Raw genomic sequence first — 26,174 nt, forward strand, 5'->3', positions numbered from 1 at the left:
GGGGCGGTAAGAAAAAGTAAGAGGCCGGCATTCGAGCTGCTCGATGATTAAGATCAAGTAAGATTCAAGTAAAGCCCCTCCCGTTCAAGCCATGTATCGTGGCGTCCAAGTCAAGCAGGGTCTTTCCTGACCCGTACCGATAAAACCAATATCCGGGGTTTGACGAAAATCATGTCTGTGAATTGGACATGTCTATAGTAAGTCGGTCGGTGAGGGCTCAGTGGTTAAGGCTATTCTTTGTGGTGTGTTGGTTTTTTTGAGTGAATGCAGTCTTTCTCTTGCGGATGACCTCAGGAACTGCCAAGAGCAGAGAGACGATATTGTTTATGAAATGGGTCAGGCAAAACGCTATGGCAACGTCCATAAGCAGCGCGGGTTGGAAACGGCGTTGAGCCGAGTTGAACGTTACTGTCAAGACGATGAGCCCGACCCACGGGTGGATCAGTTGTCTCGTGCGCACACGGATGTCCGCCGCAGAGAGGATCAACTCGAGGTGGCAATAGACTCCGGGTCGTCCCGCATGGTTGAAAAGTACAAGAAGAAGTTGGCGCAAGCGCGTGCAAGGCTGCGCGACCTGTCAGATAAATGAATGTAGCCGTTTGCATAGGGTGAGGGTGGTGCTGAGTGACAGTTGTAAAATCTTTGATGTGTACATGTGCAATCGTTTTTTGCTCGCTTGTTGCGGGGTGTACTGCGAGCGATTGGGTAAATGTGGCGGGCGGCGTCATGCAGGGCCGGGACGACTATGGTAAATCCCAGCGAGCCACGCGTTTGAAAAATGCTAACAACGCTGCCAAGCGAATGAAGAGGAATAATTGTGTTAGCCAATGTAACTAAATCGATTGTGTGCTGCGGTGTGCTGACTTTCATGATCTCTGGCTGTGAATCGACATCTGCGGTAACGACAATGTTCGCCTTCAGCGATACGCCGCTGGCACAGGCCACTGTTGAAGCAGGGGCGACCCGCGAAGATATCTTGAAGGTAGAACAGCCCGAAAACAGCACCCGCCTCGCGAGTGGAGGCCTGTGCTTTGACTACGCAATGCGTGGAAAAGGAAGAGTCTCACCTTATTATGTTGCTTTCACCACCAATGGTCATGTCATGAACTACGGCTGGACAACCTGCGCCGCCGCCGCTGCACGGGGCAACCTGAGTTCTAACGAAGCGCTCAAGCAACGGTTCTAATCTTCCTTTGCGAAGTCCCCACGTCTTTAGGTTCTTTTCATGCGCACGCTATGTCTTTCGTCCGTCTGCGGTCTTTTGCTGTTCTCGACTCAAGCGATGGCGATCAATGATTTCTGGGCCGAAACCCTGATTTCCAGTACCAGTACGGCAACCACTTACCTGACATCACGGGATCGAAAACTGATAGGCACGGCTCAGGATGACGCAACCAGCTTTGTCGCAAGCGGCGGTGACGTCAAAGGGGTCTACCTTGAGGCAGCGCTGGATAGGCTGCGCACGTCTTATCCGCAATTGCGTGCCAGTGACATGGACCTGGCGCAATACATACTGACCCTCGATCCTGCCTGATGAGCTGCTCTGGATCTCAATTCGCCCGGTGATGCCTGCGCGTGCAGCGAAGAGAAATGACTTGGTATCGGACGCTATTGTTAAATAGAATCAATACCATTCATTGATGTGCAGAGCCTCGCCCCATGTTTGACGCCGTTACGCCACCCGATCAGCGCCTGAACGTCCTGTACCGCGAGCATCGCAGTTGGCTGGAAAACTGGTTGCGCCACCGCGTCGGCAACAGCTGGGATGCGGCCGACCTGAGTCAGGATACCTTCCTGCGGGTGCTCTCCAGCGCGCAAAAGCTTGAAGAATTACGCGAGCCACGGGCCTATCTGCTGACCGTGGGCAAGCGCCTGCTTAGCAACTTCTACAGCCGGCGTAGCCTGGAGGCGGCCTACCTCGAAGCGCTGGCGCAGCTGCCAGAGGAGTGCGTGCCGTCTCCAGAACAGCGCTGGCTGCTGCTGGAAACGCTACAGGCGCTGGACGAGCTGCTGGATGGCCTGCCACGGCTGGTGCGCCGGGCATTTCTCTGGAGCCAATTGCACGGCCTGGGTTATCGCGAGATCGCCGAGCGGCTCGACGTGTCGGAGCGCACGGTCAAGCGCTATATGGCGCAAGCGTACGAACACTGCTTGCTGGTGCAGCTTTGATGCGCACGGCACCCTCCAGCGAGATGCAACAGGTTGCCCGCGCAGCGGCGCGCTGGTTGGCGTTGCTGGAGTCAGGCACGGCCACCGAAGCTGATCACATCCGCCTCCAGCACTGGCGCAACAGCAGCGCCAACCATGAACACATCTGGCAGAAAGCGCAGCAGTTGCGTCAGCGATTTGAAGCCCTGCCGCCGGTCTTGGCCATGGCTTCACTGGATCGTCCCGACCTTGCGCGCCGCGCGGCCATCAAGCGCGCGTTGGGTATTGCCGCAGTCTTGCCAACCACTTGGTTGATCGCCCGGCAGGTGCCCATGCAGGTGTGGCTGGCCGATGTGCACACCGCCATCGGCGAACAGAAAACCCTGCAGCTGGCCGGCGGCAGCCTGCTGCAGTTGAACACCGACAGCGCGGTCAACGTCGACCTGAGCAAGCGTGAGCTGACCTTGGTGCGAGGTGAGATGGCACTCAGGGTGGACGGCAGCACTGGGCTGACCATTCACATGCCGTACGGTCGGGTCGTGGTTGGCCGCAGTGATGTGTGCGTGCGCCTCAATGACAGCGACTGCCAGATCAAAGTCGCCAGCGGTACAGCCCAATTGCACCCATTGCAGGGTCCGGTGATGCTCTTGCGTGAAGGCGAGCAGGTCAGTTTGCGGCCAGGCGGGGCGGGTGAGGTCGGCCGCTTCGATGCTTCGCTGCCCGGATGGCGCGAGGGTGTGTTGATTGCGCAGAACCAGGCGTTGGGCGATTTTCTGCGCGAGCTGCGGCGTTTCCGTCCGGGGTTGTTGCGTTGGGCGCCAGAACTGGAAAATCTGCGGGTGATCGGCAGCTTTCGTCTGGACGACACCGACCGTGTGCTGTCACTTCTAGCAGCGAGCCTGCCGCTCGAGGTGCATTCACGCACCCGCTATTGGGTCACCTTGATGCCGCGCAAAGCTCATGTGTAACAAAACCCAGGGCTTAAAGCATGTCCCTTTTTTTCGCCTCACCGGTCATTCCAGGTAAGTGAACTGAAAACGAGAGCTTGCCCCCTATGTCCGTCGTGATGCTTGGCCGTTCAGGCCGTGAGTCTTTGTTGCGCGTAAGCCTGGTGCTGAGCCTGAGTGCTACACCACTTTTCGTCCCGCTCAGTTGGGCCGATGACGCCGCCCGCCGCAGCTACGAAGTTTCCGCCGGCAGCCTGGGTGCTGCGCTGACCCGTTTTGCCACGCAGTCAGGGGTCAGCCTGTCGGTGAGCCCTGGTCTGGTCAACGGCCGCAACAGTGCCGGGCTGTCGGGCAACTACAGCGTCGAGGAAGGTTTTGCTCAACTGCTGCAAGGCAGCGGATTACGGCTGCAGTCGACAGGTGCTGATGCGTACACCGTGGTGCCGCTAACAGAGGATGCCAGCACATTGGAAATTGCGCCGACCACGATCAGCAGTGGGCACGTGGCCGATGACGGCGTGCCCTACGCCGGTGGCCAGGTCGCTCGCCGCAACTCGCAAGGCCTGCTTGGCTCGCGTGACTTCATGGACACGCCGTTCAGCATGACCACCTACACCAGCCAGACGGTGAAGAACCTGCAGGCGCGCACCCTCAACGATCTGGTCGCCAGTGACCCCTCGGTGCGCGCGACCAACCCTGCAGGTGGCCGCTTCGAGCAGTTCACTATCCGTGGCCTGAGTCTGTTCAACAGCGATGTGTCCTACAACGGCCTGTACGGTGTACTGCCGACGTATTCCATCGACATGGAAATGGCCGACCGCGTTGATATCCTCAAAGGCCCCAGCCAGCTCGTCAACGGCATTTCGCCGCGTGGCAGCGTCGGCGGTGGTATCAACGTAGTGCCCAAGCGGGCAGGGGATGAGCCGCTTACCGAGTTCACCGGCAGCTACGCCTCGGACAGCCAGGTGGGCGGTGCGCTGGATATCGCCCGACGCTTTGGTGAGGGTGATCAGTTCGGCATGCGCTTCAACGCGGTCAAACAGTCCGGTGACACCACCTGGGATCACCAGAGCGTCAACCGTGAAATGGCCGTGCTGGGCCTGGATTTTCGCGGTGAAAGGCTGCGCCTGTCCACCGACCTCGGCCACACCCAGCGCGACACCGACGCCCCGCAGGAGCGAGTGCTGATCGGCGCCGACGCCAAGGTGCCAGACGCCAAGGACGTACACCGCAACTACGCCCAGGCCTGGACCAAGGCGCGCACCGAGGACACCTTCGGCACTGTGAACGGCGAATACGACTTGAGCGATTCGCTGATGGCCTATGCCGCGTTCGGCGCGCGCGAGAGCAACCATGATTTTCTCCGGCACAACGTACCGGTCAGCAATGATGCCGGTGACTTCAGTGTGTTGCCGCGCGATTTTACCCGCGACGAATCGGTGCGCACGGCAATGGCCGGGCTGCGCAACTGGTTCAGCACTGGCCCGGTCAGCCATGAGGTGAATCTGTCGGCCAGCTACTTCTACATGGACTTCACCAACGGTGGCGCACGTTACGCCGCAAGCCCCAGCAATCTGTACAACCCCGGCGCCATCCCCACGCCAGGAACCCCGACACGCCCGGATGCCGAGGTATACACCGAGAATCGTTTCACCAGCGTAGCGCTGGCCGATACCCTCGGCTTCTTCGACGACCGCGTGTTGCTGACGGTGGGCGCACGTTGGCAGCGGGTGCAGGTCGACGACTGGCGCGATGGCGTCAAAGGCGCCACCGCCTATGACGAGGAGAAGGTCTCGCCATCGGGCGGCGTGGTGTTCAAAGTCAACCAACAGTTTTCGCTGTACGCCAGCTATATGGAAGGTTTGAGCCAAGGCAAGATCGCCCCCTCGACCTCGCGCAACTCGGACGAGATCTTCGCGCCGTTCATCAGCCGCCAGATCGAAGTGGGCGCCAAGTACGATCTGGGCAGCTTCGGCCTGACCGCCAGCGCCTTTCGCATCAAGCAACCTGCCTACGAAACCAACGCCGCCACGCGCGTGTTTGGCCCTAACGGCAAGCGTGAAAACAAGGGCATCGAGCTGAGTGTGTTCGGCGAACTGCTCGACGGCGTCCGCCTGCTTGGCGGGGTGATGTTTATCGACAGCGAGCTGACTGGCACGGTAGGCGGCATTGCCGACGGCAACCGCGCCCCGGCCACGCCTGAATACAACGTCAGCCTGGGCGCCGAATGGGACGTACCTGCGCTGCAAGGGTTGACCCTGACCACGCGCGGTATTCACTCCAGCTCGCAGTACCTCGACCAGGCCAACAGCAAGAAGATCGACGGCTGGGAGCGCTTCGACCTCGGTGCGCGCTATGCCTTCAAGGTTTCGGACAAGGATGTGACGGTGCGAGCCAGCGTCGAGAATGTGCTGGATGATCGCTACTGGGTTTCGGCGGGGGCGTCGGATGACAGCGAGCCGGGGTTGAGCTTGTCGACGCCGCGCACGTATCTGGTGTCGGCGACTGTTGGGTTTTGATTGCTAGGCTTGGAATGGCTTGCCCGGCGCGGGGCGTAGCGCCGGGCGGCTGTTCCTGAACGAGTCGTGGTTAGGTTAGCTTCGGTAAAACCTAGCCCGCAGGCACGAGAATCACGAAGTTCTTCTTCATGTCTTCCAACACAGTCCATTTGCCCTTGGCGCCTGGTTCGATGATGAACGTGTCGCCAGCGGCCAGCGTGACAGGTGCGCAACCTTCAAGCTCGATGACGCAGCGGCCGCTCAGAACGTGGCAGAACTCCCAGACTTTGTAGTCGATGCGCCACGCGCCGATGCTGGCTTGCCATTCTCCGCTAATGCGACCTTGCTGTTCATCGTGGTAGTACTTGGACGTCAGCGTGTGCGGGGTGCCTTCAAGGACTTCTTCGAAAAACGGCAGGTCGCGTACCGGTTGGATATCCAGCTCGCGGAATACGGTGAGATTCTTGTTCATTGATTGTTCTCGGGCACGTTGTCGATAGGGCGATACATCAAATGGGCTGCACCGGTCACGCGCAGCATCGGGTGGGCGACGATCTGGCAGGTTTTGACGATGTGAAAACCGTGACGTTGGTAGAAGCGGAGCGCACCGAGGTTGTCGGCATAATCGATCAGGCATAGCCCCTCCAGCCCAGCGTCCTCGGCGCGCTGCTGAGCGTGGCGGAGAAACTCGACGCCCAGCCCCTGGCCACGCCATGCTTCATCCAGCGCCAGGCTGGAGATGTACAAGGTGTCGGGTACTTCCAGGTCGGCATAAGGCGCAAGGACCGGATCGGTCTCGGCAGGCGCCTCAGCGCTCGCGCGCAAAACATAGCTATGCATCATGCCGATCACGTGCCCATCGGAAGTGGCCATCAGGCAATTCTTGTAGGAGAAGTCGCCTTGCTCCCGGGCATAGCGGGCCGCACCGACGCTCAGCAAATCTTCACCTGGTGCGGCGAGCTTGCTCCAGATGTAATCGGCCATGCCCTCCGAAGTCAGTTGAAAGAAGCGCGCGATATCGTGCGCGTCCGAGGCTTGCGCGGGTCTGAAGTCGACAGGCATGTAGGTACTTCCATGGGGTGAGGTGGTCAGCTTTGAAGGGCTGCGCCTTTAGCAGCGGGCAGGGTAGGCGAGCTGGACGGAGCCCATCATGCTCTGGGCGAACATCGTCAGCACGACATGCGACATTGCGCTCTATCAAGCAGCCGCCACCTGTCCGTTGCTGATGTTGCTCACTTCAAACTGCCCCACCAGTTTTTGCAGCTTGTTGGCATTGAGCCTCACGGTCTCGGCACTGCCTTGCAACACCACGACCGTCTCACGCATTTGTGCCGAAGAGTGGTCGACCTGTTTGATTGTCTTGCCGTAGTCAAGGCTGCGTTTGTTCAACTGCTGAATGACCGCAAACATGCTTTCCACCGCCTGATGCAACTGCACGTTTTCCGAGGACGCATCTTCAGCCAGGCGCAGGCTGTTATCGACGTCCTTGACGCCTTCCTTCATGAAGCTGACGGCGGTTTGTGTTTCATTCTGCAAGCCCTCGACCATCTGCCGGATATCATCGGCAGCCCGAGAAGTACGTGAGGCGAGGCTACGTACCTCATCGGCAACCACGGCAAAACCTCGGCCATGTTCGCCTGCGCGCGCGGCCTCGATGGCAGCGTTGAGTGCCAGCAGATTCGTCTGGTTCGTGATGTCACTGATCAGGCCGGTAATGTTGCCGATTTGCGTCATGCGGCTGTCGAGTAACTGCACGCTTGCAGAAGAGCGCTCGACCACATCCCGAATCGACTGGGTGCCTGTCTGCACCGCGAGAAACTGCTCGCGAGCACGGGTTACGACCTCGTCCATCGCCTGTTTCATTTGTTCAGCGCTGGCCGAGGCTTGTTGAATTTCACCCAATTGCTCTTCAACGATGATCATCATGCAATGCACCGCTTCGGCCACCTCGGTCGAGGTGATGGCGGCTTCCTGGCTGCGCCCCAGCATCATCTGATTAGTGACGCCGACGGTGCGACTTGCCTTCACTACCTGGCCGACCACCGAGTCCAGATTATCGATGAAGCTGTTGATCCAACGCCCCATGTCGCCGGTCTCGTCGTTGGCCATTCGCGTGGTGTCGAGACGCTGACGAAGGTTGCCCTCGCCCTCGGCAATGGTCCTGATCACGCCTGTCATCTCGCTCAACCTTTGTGCAAGCCGTTTGGGCCCCAACAGGCTGAACAGCGCAGCGGCGCAGACCATGGCCAAAACCTCCATGGCATCGATCATGCCCTGCGCCAAGCCGCTGTAATGTTGAATCGCGTAATTGCAGGCAAACAGCCCTGTCATGGTTGCGAGATAAGGTTTCATCAGGCCATAACTGAGTGAGCGCCGACGGTAAACTTCCTCCAGATCGGCCTCGCACATCATTCCCCACCGATCAGGTGAACCTGGCAGTTGGAACGTAACCCCCTTGCCCACCACCGGGATGTGCCGATAGTCCGAATAACCGGGATACGTCACGAACAGATTGCAGCCCATGCGGATCGTTTCGCGCACACCTGGATGCAACTCTTGGGTCGCCGGGTCGGTGAAGCGAAGTTCCAACTCAGTGTGTCGTTGAATCTGCACGGTCTTGTAAGGGGTGCGTACGCCACTTTTCAGATTGTCTCCGTGGGTAAACGTGCCGTCTTCGAAACGTGAACGCGACAAAGCGGTTCCCGCTGCAACCGCAGGATCAAAGCGTGATTGCGCCATGAACAGATAATTGTCGCCCGACTCAGCATAGATGTGCCCGGCTTCGCGTTGTATGAGATCGCCCAAGACATCGTTTGGCACGCGACCGCAAAGGCAGCCTTGAACTTTCCCTTCGGCCATCAATGGCTGATAGAACATCAACGTGACTTCATCGTGGAAGCGTGAAGTCGATGGTCCGATCTGCAACGTCAATGGATCGATGTAGGGGCCATGTAGAAACGGTGCTTTCAGCCCTTCGGCCAAGGCAGGGGTGTTCTCAAGCTTATTGTTGCCGCGTCCGCTCCAGGTGGAGGCGATGACCTTGCCGTCGACACCCACAATAAACAGCTCGGAAAAATCTTCGGCTTGGCGGAGCTTGTCTATCAGCGGACGACTGTCGGTGTGGGCAATATCCCGACCGAGCGCTTCCGCCAGTTCCGCCAGGTGTTCCCATTGCTCGCGGGTCCAGTTGTGCAGCAACTGCACGCGGGTTTGTGCAATGGCTTCAAAAGTTTGTTCGATCACAGGATAAGCCGACCGATTGAGCCAGCATGACCACCCCATCGCAATCTTTCCTGTTTTGCCGAACCAGGGTAGCCAGTGCTTTTCGCTAGAGGATAACTGCATGACCTTACTTGAAAGCGACATTTGCCTCTCCAACGGCGACATTCGGATGGCAAATTGATAGCAAATAACAAGCCAAGTCGTAAGCACCCTACCGATTGCCTTAATCTCTGGGCCGTCTGCGGTGGAACGCATCGCTGGCGCGTGAGCCCGAAGTACTGGATGCTTCAGCGTGGTGCGCGAAGCTCCAGGTGCACTGAAAAAGTGCTGATTCACGACTGAGGGACCACACCTGCGTAGGCCACAGGCGCCCAGCGCGCGCCTGTCAACAGCACACAGAACGAGTCGCAGGCGCGGGCTGGGCACGTACAGCCCACCCGCCGATTCCAGCACACATACCCCGCCAAACAACCGCGCATCTGGCGCCTGGCCCAACTGCGCAGGTACTCTGTGCCCCCGTCGACGTGTAGCCGCAGCCGAAGGATCACCGCACATGACCCGCCAAGCCCTGAGAACCTGGTACCTGGTGCACAAGTGGACCAGCCTGGTCTGTACCCTGTTCCTGCTGATGCTGTGCCTGACCGGCCTGCCGCTGATCTTCCACGAAGAAATCGAAGCCGCCTTCGACCCGCACCCGGCGCCCAAGGTGCTGCCGGCCGATGCCCCGGCCATCGACTACGACAAGGTCGTTGCCGGGGCGCTCGCCGCGCGCCCGGGCGAGGTGGTGCGCTTCGTCGGCCTGGATCCGGACGACCCCTACGGCGCGGTATTCACCGGCAATACCCTGGTGCCGCCACCGCTGGACGGCCATGTGCATCTGTTCGACAAGCGCAGCGGCGAGCTGTTTGCCCCCGAGCCGCCCGAAACCGGCTTCATGGATGTGATGCTGCGCCTGCACACCGACCTGTTCCTCGGCCTGCCCGGCTACTTGCTGCTGGGGGCGATGGGGCTGTTGCTGGTGGCCTCGCTGGTTTCGGGCGTGGTGGTCTATACCCCGTTCATGCGCAAGCTCGAGTTCGCCACCGTGCGCACCGGGCGCAGCCGCCGCCTGCAGTGGCTCGACCTGCACAACGTGCTGGGCATGGTGACCCTGGTGTGGGTGCTGGTGGTCGGTGTCACCGGGGTGGTCAACACCCTGGCGCTGCCCATCGTCGGGCTGTGGCAGAACGGCCAGTTGGCCGAAATGACCGCCCCTTATAGAGATGCGCCGCCACTGAAGACCCTCGGCTCGTTGCATGCCGCGCTGGAAACGGCGCGGGCCGCAGCGCCCGAGCTTGAGCCGGTATTCGTCGCCTTCCCCGGCACCTTGTTCAGCAGCCAGCACCACTACGCGGTGTTCATGCGCGGTAAGACCCCGGTCACCTCGAAGCTGCTCAAGCCGGCACTGATCGACGCCCAGACCGGGCAGTTGACCGACATGCGCGACATGCCCTTGTACGTGCGCGCGTTGCTTATTTCCCAGCCGCTGCACTTTGGTGACTACGGGCGTCTGCCGCTGAAGATCGTCTGGGCGGTGCTGGATGTGATCGCCATCCTGGTGCTGGGCAGCGGCGTCTACCTGTGGTGGGGGCGCCGTCGCCAGGTGCCGGTGTTTGCCGCAGAACAGGAGGCCAGGGCATGAAGCGCGGGCTGTGGATGATCTTTCGCTGGCCGCTGCTGATCGGCCTGCTGGCGGCGCTAGGGTTGTTGTCGGCGTTGCTGGGGGACGGGCTGTACGACGTGGTGTCGTGGCTGGCGTTGGGGTTGCCGCTGTTGGTGGTAGCGGCAGTTCGCGCGTGGCGGCGGGGCAGTCGCGGGCCTTTGTAGGCGCCGGTTTGCCGGCGATGAGGCCAGGGCAGGCTCCAACAAAACCCCTAAAGCGCCTTCTCCCGGCAATGCAGCAGCGCATCTCGGATCATCGCGTTCACCAACGGCGGCGACACCCCCAGAATCTTGGCGATCTCGCGCTGCTTCATGCCATGAATACGGCACATCTCGAAGGCATAGCGGGTGCGTTCGGGCAGGTCGGCCAAGGCCCCGCTAACCCGCTCCAGCACCTGCTGGTCCGACACCAGCGCCTCGGGGGTATCGCCGAAGATCGTCGCCGACTCGCTGCTGTCGGTGTCAGAGCACATCAGCCGCTCCTCGAACTGGCGACGCCGGTAATGGTCGATCGACAGGTTGCGCACCACCCGCGTTAGGTACGAAGCCTGCGAACGGATCTGCTCTGTTTCGCCAGCATCGTCCACCTTCATGAACGCTTCATGAACGATGTCTTCGGCGTGGCTGCGACAGCCAATGATCTTCGCGGCAAGCCCGATCAGGCGCGAACGCTGGTCAAAGAACACGTCAAGCAAGGGGGAACCGCTGCGGGCTGCACCGTGTTTTTGCATGAGGCACCTGATCCATTCTTGAAGTCTGCCAGCGAGGACGGAGAATCTAGTATTGTTAAGAACTATTTGCAACAACTCTCCGATTTCGCTGCAGGCAGGATCTGACAATCGGTTACGAAACAGTCTTCTGAAGTTATTCGATAGTCATTCGTCGATGTAGGAATTGCGCTGCAGGCCATTGCGCCAGGCGCCTTCAACCAACAGAGACAGAGAGATTTCAGATGGCTTTCGACCGCGAAGACGCAACGTTCAAGGTACTGGTCAACGTCGAGGAGCAGTACTCGCTGTGGCCTGACTACAAGGCCGTGCCGGCCGGCTGGCGCGAAGCCGGCAAGAGTGGCGCCAAGCAGGAGTGCCTGGACTACATCGAATCGGTCTGGACCGACATGCGCCCCCTGAGCCTGCGCCAGCACATGGACGGGCAGGCCGGCCGGTGAGCGCCGTGCTGACCCTGTTCTGCCTGCCCTATGCCGGCGCCAGCGCCATGGGCTATGCGCGCTGGCGGCGCAGCGCCCCGGCCTGGCTGGACATTCGCCCGCTGGAGCTGCCAGGGCGGGGCAGCCGCGCATCCGAGCCGCTGGCCACCGACCTGGTCGACCTGGCCGCGCAACTGGCCCGCGAGCTGCGCGGCGAAACCTGGCGCCCCTACGCGCTGTTCGGCCACAGCATGGGCTCGTTGCTGGCCTTCGAGCTGGCCTGCGCCCTGCGTGCCCAGGGCCTGCCGCCGCCGCAGGCGCTGCTGGTGTCCGGTGGTGCGGCGCCCGGCATGCGCGACTATTTGCGTTTTCGCACGCCGATGAGCGACGAACAACTGCTGGCCGAGCTGGGCGCGCTGCAAGGCACCCCCGACGAAGCCCTGCAGGACCCGGAGTTGATGCGCCTGGCCCTGCCGGTGCTGCGCGCCGATTTTCTGCTCTGCGGTCGCTACCGCTTCCAGCCCACCGCGCCGCTGCAATGCCCGCTGCACGTGCTGGCCGGCAGCCAGGACAAAGCCAGCGAAGCGCAGCTGCTGGCCTGGCGCACACTGGCCGCAGTCGGCTTCAGCCTCAAGCTGTTCGACGGTGGCCATTTCTTCATCCAGTCCCAGGAGCGCGCCGTGCTCGCGCACCTGGCCGAATGCCTGGCGCCCCATGCGCCCGCGCCGGCCGCCCGCCCCGATTCCCACTTCTTTGCAAAGGTGTGACATGACAGCTCTCCATGGCTCCCTGGTCGAGGCGCTGGTCGCCCATGCCGGCCAGCAAGGCAGCAAGCCTGCGGTGCATTTTCTTCTCGACGGTGAAAGCCAGCGCCTGACGCTGGGCTACGCCGAACTGGACCGCCGCGCTCGCGCCCTGGCTGCCGAGCTGCTGCGTCACACCCAGGCCGGGGAGCGCGCGTTGCTGCTGATGCAAAGTGGGCCCAGCTACGTGGTGTCGTTCTACGCCTGCCTGTATGCCGGCATCATCGCTGTGCCGGCGCTGCCGCCCGAGTCGCTGCGCCAGTACGAACTGAGCCGGGTGCGGGCGATCCTCGACGACGCCGAGCCACGCTTGGTGCTGACCGAGGCGCACCTGGCCGACTCGCTGCAGCAGGCCTTCGCCGAGGCGCTGCCGCCGGTACTGGCGGTCGACGCCCTGGCGCTGGACGAAGCTGCAGGTTTTACCCCGCAGCCGCCAGCGGGCGAGGCGGTTGCCTTCTTGCAATACACCTCCGGTTCCACGGCCACACCCAAGGGCGTCGAGGTCAGCCACGCCAACCTGGTGGCCAACGAAAACATGATGGTGCGCGGCTTCGATCTGAACCCGGGCGACACCTTCGTCAGCTGGCTGCCGCTGTACCATGACATGGGCCTGATCGGTTGCCTGCTGCTGACCATTTACCGCGGCGCGACCCTGGTGCTGATGTCGCCGCGCCAGTTCGTCGAGCGCCCTGCGCGCTGGCTCGAAGCGGTCAGCCAGTACCGCGCCACCCACTCCGGCGCGCCGGATTTTGCCTTCCGCCTGGCCGCAGAGCGGGTCAGCGACAGCGTGCTGGCCAACCTCGACCTGGGCAGCCTGCGGGTGCTGTTCTCCGGTTCCGAGCCCATCCGCCAGGACAGTCTGCAGGCCTTTGCCAAGCGCTTCGGCGCCTGCGGCTTCAACCCGCTGGCGTTCCTGCCGTGCTATGGATTGGCCGAGGCCACCCTGTTCGTCACCGGCACTACTGCCGACGAACCCTTCGTCAGTGCCAGCTTCGACAGCCATGCCCTTGGCGAGCACCGCGCCGAACCGGGGCAGGGCAGCCTGTTGATCAGCAGCGGCATCCTGCACCCCGGCCTGGACGTGATGCTGGTCGACCCGGCCAGCGGCCAGCGTCAGCCCGACAGCCGCATCGGCGAGATCTGGACCAGCGGCGACAGCGTTGCCCGTGGCTACTGGCGCAACCCCGAGGCCACCGCCCGTGCTTTCGTAGAGCGTGACGGGCGCACCTGGCTGCGCACCGGCGACCTCGGGTTCTTGCGCGAAGGCCGCCTGTTCATCACCGGCCGGCTCAAGGACATGATCATCGTCCGTGGCCAGAACATCTACCCGCAAGACCTCGAACGGGCCGTGGAATACAACGTCGAAGGCGCGCGCAAGGGCCGGGTGACCGCCTTTGTGGTCGACCAGGCCGACGGCGAGGGCATCGGCATTGCCGTAGAGATCGGCCGCGCCACTCAGCGCAAGATTGGCGCCGCCCAGCTGTGCGCCGAAGTTGACCGTGCGCTGGCCGATGTGTGCCAGCAAACCCCGGTATGGGTGGCCCTGCTGCAGCCCGGCGAGCTGCCCAAGACCTCCAGCGGCAAGCTGCAACGCTCGGCCTGCCGACAAATGCTCGAACGTGGAGAACTGGACTGCTTCCACCTGCGCCGCTACGACCAGCGCCCGCAACGCCATGGCCAGGCCGTGCAAGGTGAGCACCAGCAGCAACTGGCGGCAGTGTGGGCCGAAGTGCTCGGCCAGGGCGAAGTGTTCGCCGACGACAACTTCTTCGCCCTGGGCGGCAACTCCATCGCTGCCGCGCAAATCATCGGCCGCCTGCGCGAGCGGCTGGGGGTAAGCCTGCCCTTGGCCTGCCTGTTCGACCACCCGGTGCTGGCCGCCTTCGCCGGGCAAGTGGCCGAAGCCGCCGCCCATGCCCAGCCGTTGCTCGCTGCCGACCCCCAGGCGGCCCTGGTGCCATCGTTCGCCCAGCAGCGCCTGTGGTTCGCCTGGCAGCTGGAACCGCACAGCTCGGTGTACAACGTGCCGATGGCCCTGCACCTGCGCGGCCCGCTGGACAGCGAGGTGCTGCGCGCCGCCTTCGCCACCCTGCAGCAGCGCCACGGCGTGCTGCGCACCACCTTCCACGCCGACGGCGAGGGCGTGCGCCTGGTGCAGCACGATAGCCTGGCGCTGGCCTTCAGCGTCGAGCAGGTCGCAGACCTTGCCGAGGCCCGCGAGCGTGCGGCGCAACAGGCGCGCCAGCCTTTCGACCTGGCCGCAGGCCCGTTGCAGCGGGTGTGCCTGCTGCGCCTTGCGCCCCGCGAGCATGTGCTGCTGCTGACCACCCACCACATCGCCGTGGACGGTTGGTCGATGCGCAACCTGGTCGACGAACTTGAGGCCCTGTACGCCGCAGGCCTTGCCGGGCGCGACGCCGCGCTGCCGGCGCTGGCGGTTGGCTACGGCGATTTCGCCCGCTGGCAACGCGCACTGCTGGCCGGCCCCGAGCAGGCCCGGCAACTGGCTTACTGGCAGCAGGCCCTTGCCGGCGAGCAGCGCTGGCTCGAGCTGCACAGCCAGCGCCCGCGCGGCACTGGCGCCAACGCCGTGTGCGAGCAGTTCAGCTTTAGCGGCGTGCAAACCAGCGCGCTGCGCGCCTACGCCAGTGCCCGTGGCGTAACGCCTTTCATGCTGCTGCTCGGCGCCTTCGCCATCAGCCTGCGCGAGCAGAGCGGCGAGTCGCGCATCCGCCTGGGCAGTGACATTGCCAACCGCAGCCACCCGGCCGCCGAGCCGCTGGTGGGCTTTTTCATCAACCAGCTGGTGCTGCAACTGGACCTGGACCTGGCCGCCGGCAGCGATGCGCTGCTCGAGCAATGCCGCCGCGTGGTGCTTGGCGCCGCCGGGCACCAGGACCTGCCGTTCGAGCAACTGGTGGAGGCGCTGCGCCCACCCCGTCGGGCCGGGCGTTCGCCGTTCTTCAGCATCAAGCTCAACTACCAGGAGGGCGAGCCGCCGCTGCCGCGCCTGCAGGATGTGCGGGTCGAGGCCCTGGCCACCGAACACCAGGCCGCCGAGCTGGACCTGATCCTCGGCTTCTACAGCAGCGCCGGGCGCCTGGAAGCCCGCTTCGAGGTGCCTCAAGGGCTGTTCCAGGCAGGCGAACTGGCCGAGCTGTTCGCCCAGATCCAGGCCGTACTCGACTGCTGGCTGGGCCAGCCCGGCCGCACCCAGGCCGACCTGCTGGAGGCCGCCGCCCAGGTGCGGCGCGCGGCGCGCAGCGCCGACAACCAGCAGCGCCGGCAACTGCTCGACAGTCAACGGCCGATGCGCCGGCGCGCCGTGCAGTCCACCCCTAACGCACAGAGTGTTCAGGAGCAATGATGAACGACGCCAAGGTCACGGCACTGCCCAGCATGGGCCGTGCACGCAGGAGCATCACCGCCGGCCAGCAAGAGCGGGTCGTGTTCACCCCGTTGCTCGAAGGGCATGCCCTGCCGGCGCTGTGCCGGCCACGCTTTGCCGGCACCGATCTGGTGGCATGGCTGGCGCAGAACCGCGAACAGGTGGAGGCGCGCCTGCTGGAACATGGCGCCATCCTGTTCCGTGGTTTCGACGTGGAGGGTATCGACGGCTTCGACCGCTGCGTGCAGGCGGTCTCGGGCGGTGCGCTGGAATACCTGTTCCGCGCCTCGCCACGCACCCAGATCACCCGCCAGTTCAACATCTACAGCTCTACCGACTACCCCAGCAACGAGCGCATCTTCCCGCACAACGAACATTCCTACTCGCCGGTGTTCCCGCTGCATTTGTACTTCTACTGCAACCTGCCGTCGCTGACCGGCGGCGAAACGCCGCTGGGCGATACCCGTGCGCTGCTGCAGCGCATTGACCCGGCGGTGCGCGAGGAGTTTCGCCAGCGCCGCATCATGTACGTGCGTAACTACGGCGACGGCATGGGCCTGCCCTGGCAGACCGTGTTCCAGAGCGAAGACCGCGCCGAAGTGGAAGCCTACTGCGCGGGCATCGGCATCCGCCCGGAGTGGAAGCCCGGCAACCGCCTGCGTACCCGCCAGGTTGGCCCTGCCATCGTCCGCCACCCGCGCAGCGGCGAACAGCTGTGGTTCAACCACGGCACCTTCTTCAACGCCCTGACCCTGCCCGACACCCTGCGCGCCGCGCTGATCGCCGAGTTCGATGCCGACGACCTGCCGCAGAACACCTTCTACGGTGACGGCGCGCCGATCCCCGACGAGGTCATCCGCCACCTGCAGCAGGCCTACCGCGACGTCATGGTGGAGTTCCCCTGGCAAAAGGGCGACGTGGTCCTGCTCGACAACATGCTCTCGCTGCACGCCCGTAACGCATTCACCGGCCCGCGCAAGATTCTCACCGCGATGGCGATCGCCCAGAAAAGCGCCGACCTGGCACAAGATTGAGGTTTTCCCACATGCAACTGCCTGCCCACCAAGACGCCTTCCCCCTTTCTGCCCAGCAGGGCGCCGTGCTGGTTCGCCCCGGGCAACCGCTGGTGGCCTTCGCCCGTGTGCGCGTGCCGGGTGCCTATGACGATGCCCGCCTGGGCCAGGTGCTCGCCGAGCTGCAACGTCGCCACGAAGTGCTGCGCACCCGCTACCTGCGCCTGGACGGCCTGCGCCGCCCGGTGCAGGTGGTGGAGCAGGGCGCCCCGGCGCCGCTGCAGCCGGTTGCCGGGCGCGAGGACCTGGAGCATGCGCCCTTGGTCGCGACGGTAGAGCAGGTGGAGGGTGACAGCTTCGTCGTGTGCCTGGGCCTGGCCCTGGCCAGTGTCGACCGGCAGGCGCTGCAGCAACTGGCCAACGAGCTGCGCGCCGGTTACGCCGGCAGCCTGGCGCCGGCCGACGAAGAGGCGTTGCAGTACATTGACTATGCCTCGTGGCAGGGCGAACTGGCCGGTGAGGACATGGGCCTGCGCGGCGCCGCCTACTGGCGTGGCGTGCTTGACGCCATCACGCCACGGACGCCGCTGCCATTCGAACACCGCGTGGGAGCGGGCTTGCCCCGCGATGCAGCCCGGCAGGTCACCCTGCAAGCCGCCTCCCTGCTGCAAACCCTCGATGCCCGCGCCAGCGAGCAAGCCCTGGCCAGCGACGACTTGTTGCTGTTCCTGTGGGCCGCTTTCCTGTGCCGCCTGGGCGAGCAGAATCAGGTCTCGCTGCTGGCCTGCGTAGACGGTCGCAACGCCCAGATCGAAGGCATGCTCGGGCGCTTCGAACGGCACATGCCGCTGAACCTGGCATACCCCGCCGACGCCACCCTGGCCCAGGCCCTGGAGGAGTTCCGCAGCCGCCTGGAGCAGGCCCGTTCGTGGCTTGAGTGCCTGGACGAGGTGGCCATCGAAAATGCCGACAGCCTGTACGCTTTCGCCGCCAGCCACACACCGCTGGAGGGCGTCGAGTTGCAACTGGACGCCAGCGTACTGCCGCCGCTAGGCCTGGCTCGCGTGGGTCATGAACTGCAACTGCACTACGTTGCCGACCAGCTGGAGCAGGAGGTGGCCGCGCTTTGGCTTGGGCAGTTCGCGGTATTTGCCGCTCAGGCGCTGGGCGACTTCGAGCAGCGCCTGGCCCAGGTCAGCCTGCTGGGTGAACAGGAGCGTGCGCGCATCCAGGCCTTCGAGCAGGGCGCGGCCATGCCGCTGACCAGCCCAAGCTTGCTGCACCGGTTGTTCGAGCAACAGGTGGCCCGCCAAGGCCAGAACGCCGCCGTGCGTCAGGGCGACCAGGTGCTCGACTACCTTCAGCTGGAGCAGCGCGCCAACCAGCTGGCCCAGGCCCTGCAGGTGCAGGGTGTCGGGCGCGAAAGCATCGTTGCCGTGTACGCGCCGCGTTCGCTGGCCGCGCTGGTGGCGATGTTGGGCATTCTCAAAGCCGGTGGCGCCTACCTGCCGCTGGACCCGGACTACCCGGCCGAGCGCCTCGGCTTCATGCTGGCCGACGCCGGTGCCCAGTGCCTGCTGGCGTTGGATGCCCCGGCTGCCGACCTGGTGCTGCCCGCCGGCCTGCCTGTGCTGTCGCTGGCCGAGGCCTCGCCGCTGTGGAAGGGCCCGAGTGCACCGCTGGCGGTGGCGGTCGGTGGTGACGACCTGGCTTATGTCATCTACACCTCCGGCTCCACCGGCACGCCCAAGGGCGTTGCCGTAAGCCACGCCAACGCCCTGGCCTCGACCCTGGCGCGTTTCGTTCACTACCCGGCGCCGGTTGAATCCTTCCTGCTGCTGTCGTCGCTGTCGTTCGACAGCTCGGTGGCCGGGCTGTTCTGGACCCTCGGCCAGGGCGGCTGCTTGCACCTGCCGAGCGCCGCCCAGGCCAAGGACCCACAAGCCATTGCCGCACTGTTGGGCGAGCAGGACATCACGCACTACCTGGCCTTGCCAGGGCTGCACGCCGAAGTGCTTGAGCACCTTGGCCAGCACGCCCTGCGCACCGTGGTGGTGGCCGGTGAAGCCTGCACCCCGGCGCTGCTGGCCCGCCACCAGGCGCGCCTGCCCGGCGTGCTGCTGAGCAACGAATACGGCCCCACCGAAGGCAGCGTCTGGTGCACGGCGTGGAACGCAGGCCAAGGCCCTGTGTCCATCGGCCGCCCGGCGCCGGGCATGCGCGTGCTGCTGCTCGACGCCAACCGCGAGCCGGTGGCGGTGGGGCAGGTGGGCGAGCTGTATGTCGCCGGCCCCGGTGTCACCCGCGGCTACCTGGGCCGCCCGGCCCTCACCGCCGAGCGCTTCCCGACCCTGACCGATGGCAGCCGAGGCTACCAGACCGGCGACCTGGCGCGCTGGCGCGCCGACGGCCTGCTGGAGTTCCTTGGCCGGGTCGATGCCCAGGTGAAAATTCGCGGTTTCCGTATCGAGCTGGGCGAAGTGGAGGCGGTGCTGGCCAGCTGCGCAGGCGTTGCCGAAGCCGCAGTGGTGGTACGCGAGGGCGCCAGTGGTGCCCAGTTGGTGGCCTTTGTGGTCGGCGCTGATGAAGACGGGCAACTGGCCGACCGCCTGCAGGTGGAACTGGCCCGGCGCCTGCCTGCGCACATGGTGCCCACCGCCCTGCGCAGCCTGGCACGCCTGCCGTTGATGCCCAACGGCAAGGTCGACCGCCGCGCTCTAGCCGCCGAGGACGTGGTCTGCCAGGCCTACCAGGCGCCGCAGAGCGCACTGCAATGCCTGCTGGCCGGTATTTGGCAGGAAGCTCTGGGGGTCGAACGGGTCGGGCTGCAGGACAACTTCTTCGCTCTGGGCGGCCACTCGCTGCTGGCCACCCGCCTGCGTGCGCGGTTGCAGGAGCAGATGGGCATCGAACTGCCGCTGCGGCTGTTCTTCGAAGGCGAAACCCTGGAGCGATTCGCCGCCAAGGTGGCCGAGCTGCAACAGGCCCCGGGCAACGACTTGGACGCCCTGGAAAACCTGTTCGCCGAAGTGGAGGCACCATGACTGTGGTTGATCGTTCCCTCGCCCTGGCCCGGCGCTTCGCCGAGCTGGACCCGGCCGCCCGCCGCGCCCTGGGTGAAAAGCTAAAGGCCCAGGGCATGAGCCTTGAAAGCCTGCCGATTCCGCCGCGTGCCGAAGGCCAAGATGTGGTGGCTGCCTCCTATGCCCAGCGCCGGCTGTGGACCCTGTGGCAGCTCGACCGCAGCAGCGCCGCCTACAACCAGGCCGGCGTGCTGCGCCTGGACGGCGCGCTGGATATCGCCGCCTTGCAAGCAGCCGTGAACGCCCTGCTGGCGCGCCACGAAATCCTGCGCACCCGCTTTGCCGAAACCGATGGCCAGCTCACCCAGGTGGTAAGTCCGGCGGCCAGTCTTGCCTTGGCCAACCTCGACCTCAGCGCCAGCGCCGACCCGCAAGCGGCGCTGAAGGCCGCCTTGCAGGCCGCTGCCGGCCAGGCCTTCGACCTGTACCAGGGGCCGCTGCTGCAGCTCACACTGGTGCGCCTGGGCGAACAGCGACACGGCCTGCTGCTGGCCATGCACCACATCATCTCCGACGGTTGGTCGATGCAGATCCTGCTCGACGAACTGGCCCAGGGCTACGCCGCCCACCTGCAAGGCCAGGCGCCGCAGTGGCCGGCCTTGGCCGTGCAGTACGCCGATTATGGTCTGTGGCAACGCAACTGGCTCGAGGCCGGCGAAGGCGAGCGCCAGCTGGCCTACTGGCGCGCCACCCTGGGTGAGCGCCCACCCATTCTCGAACTGCCCGCCGACCGCGCGCGCCCGGCCGAAATGAGCCAGCGCGGCGCAAGCCTTGGCTTCGAGGTGCCCGCAGCGCTGACCGCGCAGCTCAAGGCCCTGGCCGCCGCCAGCGGCACCAGCCTGTTCATGGTTTTGCTGACGGCGTTCAAGGCACTGCTGCACCGCTACACCGGCCAGGAAGAATTGCTGGTGGGCGTGCCGGTTGCCAACCGCCAGCGCGCAGAAGTGCAGGGGCTGATCGGCTTTTTCGTCAACACCCAGGTGCTGCGCAGCACGCCCCACGCGCGCCTGCCGTTCCGTACCCTGCTGGGCGAGGTGCGCCAGGCCGCCGCCGCGGCCCAGGACTGCCAGGACCTGCCGTTCGAAGAACTGGTGGACGCCCTGGGCGTGGAGCGCAGCCTGAGCCGCAACCCGCTGTTCCAGGTGATGTTCAACCACGAGCAGCGCGGCGCCAGCAGCCTGGCCGGCCTGCCCGGGTTGCAGGCCTGGCTTGAGGTGGCGGCCCCGGAGGTTGCCAAGTTCGACCTCAGCCTGGACACCGAAGAGCTGGCCGACGGCCTGCTGCGCGGCGCCTTCACCTATGCCACCGACCTGTTCGACGCAGCGCGCATCAAGCGCCTGCGCGGGCATTTTTTGCGCCTGCTGGGCGACTGCGCCGAGCACCCCGACAGGCCGCTGTGCGACCTGGCCATGCTCGAGCGCCACGAGCAGCAGCAGGTGGTCGAGGCCTTCAACGCCACCGCCGTCGACTACCGCCAGGTGCAGTGCCTGCAAGTGCTGATCGAAGCCCAGGCAGCCGCCACGCCCGATGCCACGGCGCTGATCGCCGATGGCCTTGAACTGAGCTACACCCAACTCAACACCCAGGCCAACCGCCTGGCCCATTACCTGCGCAGCCGCGGCGTTGGCCCCGAGCAACTGGTAGGCATCTTCGTCGAGCGCTCGCAGGCCATGGTGGTGGCCCTGCTCGCCGTGCTCAAGGCCGGCGCCGCCTACGTGCCGCTGGACCCGGACCAGCCCGATCAACGCCTGGCCTACATGCTCGAAGACAGCGGCGCGAGCCTGCTGCTGACCCAGCAGCAGCTGCTCGGGCGCCTGCCCGCAGGCGGGCGCGAAGTGCTGTGCCTGGACGTTGATGCCGGGCAGTTTGCCGCCAACCCCGACAGCAACCCGAGCCTGCAAAGCCACCCCGACCAGCTTGCCTACTGCATTTACACCTCCGGCACCACCGGCCGGCCAAAAGGCGCGGGCAACAGCCACGCCGCCCTGTGCAACCGCCTGCAATGGATGCAGGCCACCTTTGGCCTGGGCGCCGGTGACCGGGTCCTGCAAAAGACCCCGTTCGGCTTCGACGTGTCGGTGTGGGAGTTCTTCTGGCCGCTGATGACCGGCGCCACCTTGGTGATGGCGCCGCCCGGCGCCCACCGCGACCCCGCCGAGCTCAAGGCGCTGATCGCCGGCCACGGCATCAGCGTGCTGCACTTCGTACCATCGATGCTGCAGGCCTACATGGCCAGCGAAACCCTGGCCGGCTGCCCCAGCCTGCGCCTGGTGATGTGCAGCGGCGAGGCACTGCCGCTGGACCTGCAACAACGCTTTCTGGCCCAGAGCAGCGCCGGCCTGCACAACCTGTACGGCCCCACCGAGGCAGCCATCGATGTCAGCCACTGGGCCTGCCACGACGCCCCGGGCCTGGGCAGCGTGCCGATCGGCCGGCCCATCGCCAACCTGCGCCTGTACGTGCTCGACGGTCAGCTGCAGCCGGTGGCCAGCGGCCTGCCGGGCGAGCTGTACATTGGTGGCGTGGGCCTGGCCCGCGGCTACCTGGGGCGCCCGGGCCTTACCGCCGAGCGCTTTGTCGCCGACCCGTTCGGCCATGGCGTGCGCCTGTACCGCACCGGTGACGTGGCGCGCTGGCGTGACGACGGCGCGGTGGAGTACCTGGGGCGCATCGACCACCAGGTGAAGATCCGCGGCCTGCGCATCGAGCTTGGCGAAATCGAGGCGCGCCTGCTGGAACACCCGGCCGTCAGCGAGGCGGTGGTGGTGGTTAGCGAGGCCGCCGCCGGTGCCAAGCAGTTGCTGGGTTATGTGGTGGCAAGTGCCGACGACGGGCTGGCCGATGTCTTGCGCCTGCAACTGGGCGAGGCGCTGCCGGACTACATGGTGCCGGCGCAGGTCATCGTGCTTGCGCAGATGCCACTGAGTGCCAACGGTAAGCTCGACCGCAAGGCGCTGCCGCAGCCGCTAGCGGTCGAGCGTACCTATGACGCCCCCCAAGGCGAGGTGGAGCTGGCTCTGGCCAAGGTCTGGCGCGAGGTGCTGGGTATCGACCTGGTGGGCGCCCAGGATAACTTCTTTGAGCTGGGCGGCGATTCGATCATCGCCATCCAGGTGGCCAGCCGTGCCCGTCAGGGCGGCTGGCAGTTCGGCCCGCGCGAGCTGTTCCGCCACCAGACCTTGCGCCAGCTGGCCCAGGTGGCCACACCGCTGGGCGGGCAGGGCGCAGGTGCCGCGCGCCCCGAGCGCGGGGCGATTGCCCTGACGCCGTTGCAGCAGCGCTTCTTCGCCATGCCCATGGCCCAGCGCGGCCACTGGAACCAGGCCCTGCTGCTGGCGCTGGATACACCACTGGCCGCTGAATCACTGGAGCAGGCGCTGAACGCGGTGGTCGCGCACCACGACGCCTTCAGCCTGCGCTTCAGCCAGGGCGAGCAGGGCTGGCAGGGCGCGTACGCGGCCAACCTCGCCGTCGAGCTGTGGGAGCGCGAAGCCGAGGACGAGCAGGCCCTGCTGGCCATCGCCAACCAGGCCCAGCGCAGCCTGGATCTTGCCGCCGGCCCGCTGCTGCGTGCCGTGCTGGTCAACCAGCGCGGTACAGGCCAGCGCCTGCTGCTTACCGCCCACCATCTGGTGGTGGACGGCGTGTCGTGGCGCATCCTGCTCGAAGACCTGCAACAGCTGCTGGCCAACCCGGCCGCCAGCCTGCCACGGCGCAGCCACGCCTTTGGCGACTGGACCCGCTTCCTTGTGCAGCACGCCCAGGCCAGCGCAACCCTGGCGCAACTGCCTTGGTGGCTGGCCCAGCTGGGCGAAGCCGCAGCCGAGTTTCCGGGCGCCCGGCACGCCGGCCCCGCGCCGGTGGCTGAAGCCGTCACCCTGCCGCTTGCGCTGGACGAGCAACTGACCCGCCAGCTGCTGCGCGATGCCCCGGGCGCCTACCGCACCCAGGTCAACGACCTGCTGCTGTGCGCCCTGGCCCGCGCCTGGCAGCGCTGGAGCGGGCAGCCGGAGCTGTTGGTGGAGCTGGAAGGCCATGGCCGCGAAGAGCACCTGGCCGGGCTCGACCTCAGCCGCACGGTGGGCTGGTTCACCACCACCTACCCCCTGCGCCTGGCAGTCAGTGATGACCTGGGCCACAGCCTTAAGGCTATCAAGCAGCAACTGCGCCAGGTGCCGGACAACGGCCTGGGCTTCGGCCTGCTGCAACAGCTGGCGCCTGCCGAGGTGCGCGCCCAGCTGGCGGCGCGGCCACAGCCGCGCATCACCTTCAACTACCTGGGCCAGTTCGACGCCAGCTTCGCCCCCGGCATGCGCCGCGCCGAACAAACCTGCGGCGACAGCCAGGACTCAACCGCACCCCTGGCCAACTGGCTGTCCATAGATGGCGGGGTCAACGACGGCCGCCTGCAACTGGGCTTTACCTTCAGCCCGCAGCAGCTCGACGCCCAGGGCCTGGCGCAACTGGTAGCGCTGTTCGAGGGCGAGTTGCAGGCGCTGGTCGGCCATTGCCTGGCGCCCGATGCCGGTGGTGCCACGCCATCGGACTTCCCCCTGGCCAACCTCGACCAGGCGCAGCTCGACGCTCTGGGCCTGCCGATCACCCAGGTGCAAGACCTCTACCCGCTGTCGCCGATGCAGCAGGGCATGCTGTTCCACAGCCTGTACCAGCCCGGCGACGGCAGCTACATCAACCAGGTGCGCATGGACGCCGAAGGCCTGGACCCTGCGCGCCTGCGCGCGGCCTGGCAGGCGGCGCTGGACAACCACGCCGCGCTGCGCACCGCCTTTGTCAGCACCGCGGCGGGGCAGCCGCTGCAAGCGGTACTGCGCCAGGCGCAACTGGCCTGGCGTGAAGCCACCGGCGGCGACCTCGACGCCCTGGCCGCCGACGAGCGCCGCCCCTTCGACCTGCAGCAACCGCCGCTGATGCGCCTGCTGCTGGTGGCTACCGATGCCGGCCGCCACCACCTGGTATGGACCTGCCACCACCTGCTGCTGGACGGCTGGAGCCAGGCGCAACTGTTCGCCGAGGTGATGCAGCGCTACGCCGGCCAGGCACAACCGGCACTCGTGGGCCAGTACCGCGACTACATCGCCTGGCTGGCCGGGCGCGACCAGGCTGCCAGCGAGCAGTTCTGGCGCGAGCAACTGGCACCCTTGCAGGCGCCGACCGCGCTGGCTGGCGCGGTGGCCCTGGAGCAGCCCGGCAGCGGCACTGCCGAATACCGCGCAAGCTTGCCGGCCGCCGCCAGCGAGCATCTACACAGCTTCGCCCGCCAGCGCAAGGTGACCCTCAGCAGTCTGCTGCAGGCCGCCTGGCTTTTGCTGTTGCAGCGCTACACCGGGCAGGAGTGCGTGGCCTTCGGTGCCACCGTGGCCGGGCGCCCGGCGCAGTTGCCGGGCATCGAGCAGCAACTGGGCCTGTTCATCAACACCTTGCCAGTGGTCGCCAGCCCCGAGGGGCAGCAGACCGTCGGCCATTGGCTCGAGCAGGTGCAGGCCTTGGGTGTGGCCGTGCGCGAGCACGAACACAGCGCGCTGTACGACATCCAGCGCTGGGCCGGGCAGGGTGGGCAGGGCTTGTTCGACCAGATTCTGGTGTTCGAGAACTACCCGCTGGACAGCGCCATGCTCAGGGGCCAGGACGACGGGCCGCGCTTTGCCAACCTGGTCAGCCGCGAGCAGGGCAACTACCCGCTGATGCTGCTGGTCAACCAGGGCGAGGCGCTGAGCTTCTGCTACAGCTTTGACCGGGCACGCTTCGATACAGCGGCCATCGCGCGGCTGCACGGGCACCTGCAGCAACTGCTGCAGGCGTTGAGCGAGAGCGCCGAGCGCCAGCTGGGGCAACTGCCGCTGCTGACCGGCGTTGAACGCGATGAGCTGCTGGCAGCGGGTGCTGCCGATAGCCATGGCATCGGCGCGTTCGACCTGGTGGCGCAGTTCGAGCAGCAGGTTGCCCGTGTGCCTGAAGCAATCGCCGTGCGCCAGGGCGAAGGTTCGCTCAGCTACGCCGAACTGAACCGCCGCGCCAACCAACTGGCCCACCGTCTGCAAGCGGCCGGCGTTGGCCCGGACGTGCGCGTGGGCGTGTGCCTGGAGCGCACCCCGCAATTGCTGGTGGCTTTGCTGGCAGTGCTCAAGGCCGGTGGTGCTTACGTGCCGCTGGATCCGGAGTTCCCAGCCGAGCGCCTGCGCCATATGCTCGACGACAGCCGTGCA

General features: G+C 65.3%; 18 protein-coding genes. 14 read left to right on the forward strand and 4 right to left on the reverse strand.

The window, feature by feature from the left end; translation table 11 throughout:
* The first annotated feature begins 220 nt into the window (after positions 1-220).
* The 6 genes from ACQZ2L_RS23305 to ACQZ2L_RS23330 all read left to right on the forward strand — a co-directional run bounded on the left by ACQZ2L_RS23305 (position 221) and on the right by ACQZ2L_RS23330 (position 5,614).
* Positions 221-589 carry a DUF1090 family protein gene (locus tag ACQZ2L_RS23305; protein WP_430328046.1) on the forward strand — a complete coding sequence of 123 codons (369 nt, stop codon included), beginning with the start codon at positions 221-223 and terminating at the stop codon, positions 587-589.
* A gap of 228 nt (positions 590-817) precedes the next feature.
* The gene (locus tag ACQZ2L_RS23310; protein ID WP_430328047.1) at positions 818-1,186 is read left to right on the forward strand and encodes a hypothetical protein; all 369 of its coding nucleotides are present in this window, start codon (positions 818-820) and stop codon (positions 1,184-1,186) included.
* Positions 1,187-1,225: 39 nt separating this feature from the next.
* The gene (locus ACQZ2L_RS23315; RefSeq protein ID WP_430328048.1) at positions 1,226-1,534 is read left to right on the forward strand and encodes a DUF2388 domain-containing protein; all 309 of its coding nucleotides are present in this window, start codon (positions 1,226-1,228) and stop codon (positions 1,532-1,534) included.
* Between the two features lie 125 nt (positions 1,535-1,659).
* On the forward strand, positions 1,660-2,169 hold the full coding sequence (locus ACQZ2L_RS23320) for a sigma-70 family RNA polymerase sigma factor (RefSeq protein ID WP_430328049.1): 510 nt from the start codon (positions 1,660-1,662) through the stop codon (positions 2,167-2,169).
* Complete coding sequence (locus tag ACQZ2L_RS23325) at positions 2,169-3,116, forward strand: FecR domain-containing protein (protein ID WP_430328050.1); 948 nt, start codon at positions 2,169-2,171, stop codon at positions 3,114-3,116. Before ACQZ2L_RS23320 ends, ACQZ2L_RS23325 begins: the two co-directional genes overlap by 1 nt.
* 86 nt (positions 3,117-3,202) lie before the next feature.
* The gene (locus tag ACQZ2L_RS23330; RefSeq protein WP_430328051.1) at positions 3,203-5,614 is read left to right on the forward strand and encodes a TonB-dependent siderophore receptor; all 2,412 of its coding nucleotides are present in this window, start codon (positions 3,203-3,205) and stop codon (positions 5,612-5,614) included.
* Positions 5,615-5,705: 91 nt separating this feature from the next.
* On the opposite strand, the gene ACQZ2L_RS23335 is transcribed toward ACQZ2L_RS23330, so the two are convergent.
* The 3 genes from ACQZ2L_RS23335 to ACQZ2L_RS23345 all read right to left on the reverse strand — a co-directional run bounded on the left by ACQZ2L_RS23335 (position 5,706) and on the right by ACQZ2L_RS23345 (position 9,370).
* Positions 5,706-6,065 (reverse strand): cupin domain-containing protein, encoded by a 360-nt coding sequence (locus tag ACQZ2L_RS23335; RefSeq protein ID WP_430328052.1) that lies wholly within the window; start codon positions 6,063-6,065, stop codon positions 5,706-5,708.
* Entirely contained in the window at positions 6,062-6,655 is a 594-nt protein-coding gene (locus ACQZ2L_RS23340) for an N-acetyltransferase family protein (protein ID WP_430328053.1), read from the reverse strand. Before ACQZ2L_RS23340 ends, ACQZ2L_RS23335 begins: the two co-directional genes overlap by 4 nt.
* A 135-nt stretch (positions 6,656-6,790) precedes the next feature.
* Positions 6,791-9,370: a methyl-accepting chemotaxis protein gene (locus ACQZ2L_RS23345; protein ID WP_430328054.1), complete on the reverse strand. Its 2,580-nt coding sequence runs from the start codon at positions 9,368-9,370 to the stop codon at positions 6,791-6,793.
* On the opposite strand from ACQZ2L_RS23345, the gene ACQZ2L_RS23350 reads away from it, so the two are divergent.
* Positions 9,369-10,496, forward strand: coding sequence for a PepSY-associated TM helix domain-containing protein (locus tag ACQZ2L_RS23350; protein WP_430328055.1), 1,128 nt, complete (start codon positions 9,369-9,371; stop codon positions 10,494-10,496). The genes ACQZ2L_RS23345 and ACQZ2L_RS23350 overlap by 2 nt on opposite strands.
* The gene (locus ACQZ2L_RS23355; protein WP_430328056.1) at positions 10,493-10,681 is read left to right on the forward strand and encodes a hypothetical protein; all 189 of its coding nucleotides are present in this window, start codon (positions 10,493-10,495) and stop codon (positions 10,679-10,681) included. The genes ACQZ2L_RS23350 and ACQZ2L_RS23355 overlap by 4 nt, the downstream gene beginning before the upstream one ends.
* Before the next feature lie 47 nt (positions 10,682-10,728).
* Here the strand turns inward: ACQZ2L_RS23355 and ACQZ2L_RS23360 are convergent, their stop codons facing one another.
* On the reverse strand, positions 10,729-11,247 hold the full coding sequence (locus ACQZ2L_RS23360; protein WP_217885383.1) for an RNA polymerase factor sigma-70: 519 nt from the start codon (positions 11,245-11,247) through the stop codon (positions 10,729-10,731).
* A gap of 221 nt (positions 11,248-11,468) precedes the next feature.
* Here ACQZ2L_RS23360 and ACQZ2L_RS23365 point away from each other — a divergent pair, with 221 nt between their 5' ends.
* From ACQZ2L_RS23365 to ACQZ2L_RS23390, 6 genes are all read left to right on the forward strand, one after another.
* Positions 11,469-11,684, forward strand: a complete 216-nt coding sequence (locus ACQZ2L_RS23365) for an MbtH family protein (protein ID WP_430328057.1) — start codon at positions 11,469-11,471, stop codon at positions 11,682-11,684.
* A 5-nt stretch (positions 11,685-11,689) separates the two neighbouring features.
* A complete protein-coding gene (locus tag ACQZ2L_RS23370; RefSeq protein ID WP_430328058.1) occupies positions 11,690-12,430 on the forward strand; it encodes a thioesterase II family protein in 741 nt (246 codons plus the stop codon).
* A 1-nt stretch (position 12,431) separates the two neighbouring features.
* On the forward strand, positions 12,432-15,833 hold the full coding sequence (locus ACQZ2L_RS23375) for a condensation domain-containing protein (protein WP_430328059.1): 3,402 nt from the start codon (positions 12,432-12,434) through the stop codon (positions 15,831-15,833).
* Positions 15,833-16,888 carry a TauD/TfdA family dioxygenase gene (locus tag ACQZ2L_RS23380; protein WP_430328060.1) on the forward strand — a complete coding sequence of 352 codons (1,056 nt, stop codon included), beginning with the start codon at positions 15,833-15,835 and terminating at the stop codon, positions 16,886-16,888. Before ACQZ2L_RS23375 ends, ACQZ2L_RS23380 begins: the two co-directional genes overlap by 1 nt.
* An 11-nt stretch (positions 16,889-16,899) precedes the next feature.
* Positions 16,900-19,911, forward strand: a complete 3,012-nt coding sequence (locus tag ACQZ2L_RS23385) for a non-ribosomal peptide synthetase (protein WP_430328061.1) — start codon at positions 16,900-16,902, stop codon at positions 19,909-19,911.
* Positions 19,908-26,174, forward strand: a 6,267-nt coding sequence (locus ACQZ2L_RS23390) for an amino acid adenylation domain-containing protein (protein WP_430328062.1), incomplete at its 3' end; no start/stop codon positions are given. The genes ACQZ2L_RS23385 and ACQZ2L_RS23390, both read left to right, overlap by 4 nt.

Origin of the sequence: Pseudomonas shirazensis (genome assembly GCF_050496565.1) — a bacterium.
Classification (GTDB): Bacteria; Pseudomonadota; Gammaproteobacteria; order Pseudomonadales; family Pseudomonadaceae; genus Aquipseudomonas; species Aquipseudomonas shirazensis_A.

Excerpts from the sequence above, each read along its gene's own strand:
- ACQZ2L_RS23350 (WP_430328055.1), top strand. The coding sequence starts at position 9,369 with ATGACCCGCCAAGCCCTGAGAACCTGGTACCTGGTGCACAAGTGGACC.
- ACQZ2L_RS23345 (WP_430328054.1), bottom strand. The coding sequence starts at position 9,370 with ATGTGCGGTGATCCTTCGGCTGCGGCTACACGTCGACGGGGGCACAGA.
- ACQZ2L_RS23315 (WP_430328048.1), top strand. The coding sequence starts at position 1,226 with ATGCGCACGCTATGTCTTTCGTCCGTCTGCGGTCTTTTGCTGTTCTCG.
- ACQZ2L_RS23380 (WP_430328060.1), top strand. The coding sequence starts at position 15,833 with ATGAACGACGCCAAGGTCACGGCACTGCCCAGCATGGGCCGTGCACGC.
- ACQZ2L_RS23330 (WP_430328051.1), top strand. The coding sequence starts at position 3,203 with ATGTCCGTCGTGATGCTTGGCCGTTCAGGCCGTGAGTCTTTGTTGCGC.
- ACQZ2L_RS23340 (WP_430328053.1), bottom strand. The coding sequence starts at position 6,655 with ATGCCTGTCGACTTCAGACCCGCGCAAGCCTCGGACGCGCACGATATC.
- ACQZ2L_RS23325 (WP_430328050.1), top strand. The coding sequence starts at position 2,169 with ATGCGCACGGCACCCTCCAGCGAGATGCAACAGGTTGCCCGCGCAGCG.
- ACQZ2L_RS23375 (WP_430328059.1), top strand. The coding sequence starts at position 12,432 with ATGACAGCTCTCCATGGCTCCCTGGTCGAGGCGCTGGTCGCCCATGCC.
- ACQZ2L_RS23365 (WP_430328057.1), top strand. The coding sequence starts at position 11,469 with ATGGCTTTCGACCGCGAAGACGCAACGTTCAAGGTACTGGTCAACGTC.
- ACQZ2L_RS23385 (WP_430328061.1), top strand. The coding sequence starts at position 16,900 with ATGCAACTGCCTGCCCACCAAGACGCCTTCCCCCTTTCTGCCCAGCAG.
- ACQZ2L_RS23355 (WP_430328056.1), top strand. The coding sequence starts at position 10,493 with ATGAAGCGCGGGCTGTGGATGATCTTTCGCTGGCCGCTGCTGATCGGC.
- ACQZ2L_RS23320 (WP_430328049.1), top strand. The coding sequence starts at position 1,660 with ATGTTTGACGCCGTTACGCCACCCGATCAGCGCCTGAACGTCCTGTAC.
- ACQZ2L_RS23335 (WP_430328052.1), bottom strand. The coding sequence starts at position 6,065 with ATGAACAAGAATCTCACCGTATTCCGCGAGCTGGATATCCAACCGGTA.
- ACQZ2L_RS23360 (WP_217885383.1), bottom strand. The coding sequence starts at position 11,247 with ATGCAAAAACACGGTGCAGCCCGCAGCGGTTCCCCCTTGCTTGACGTG.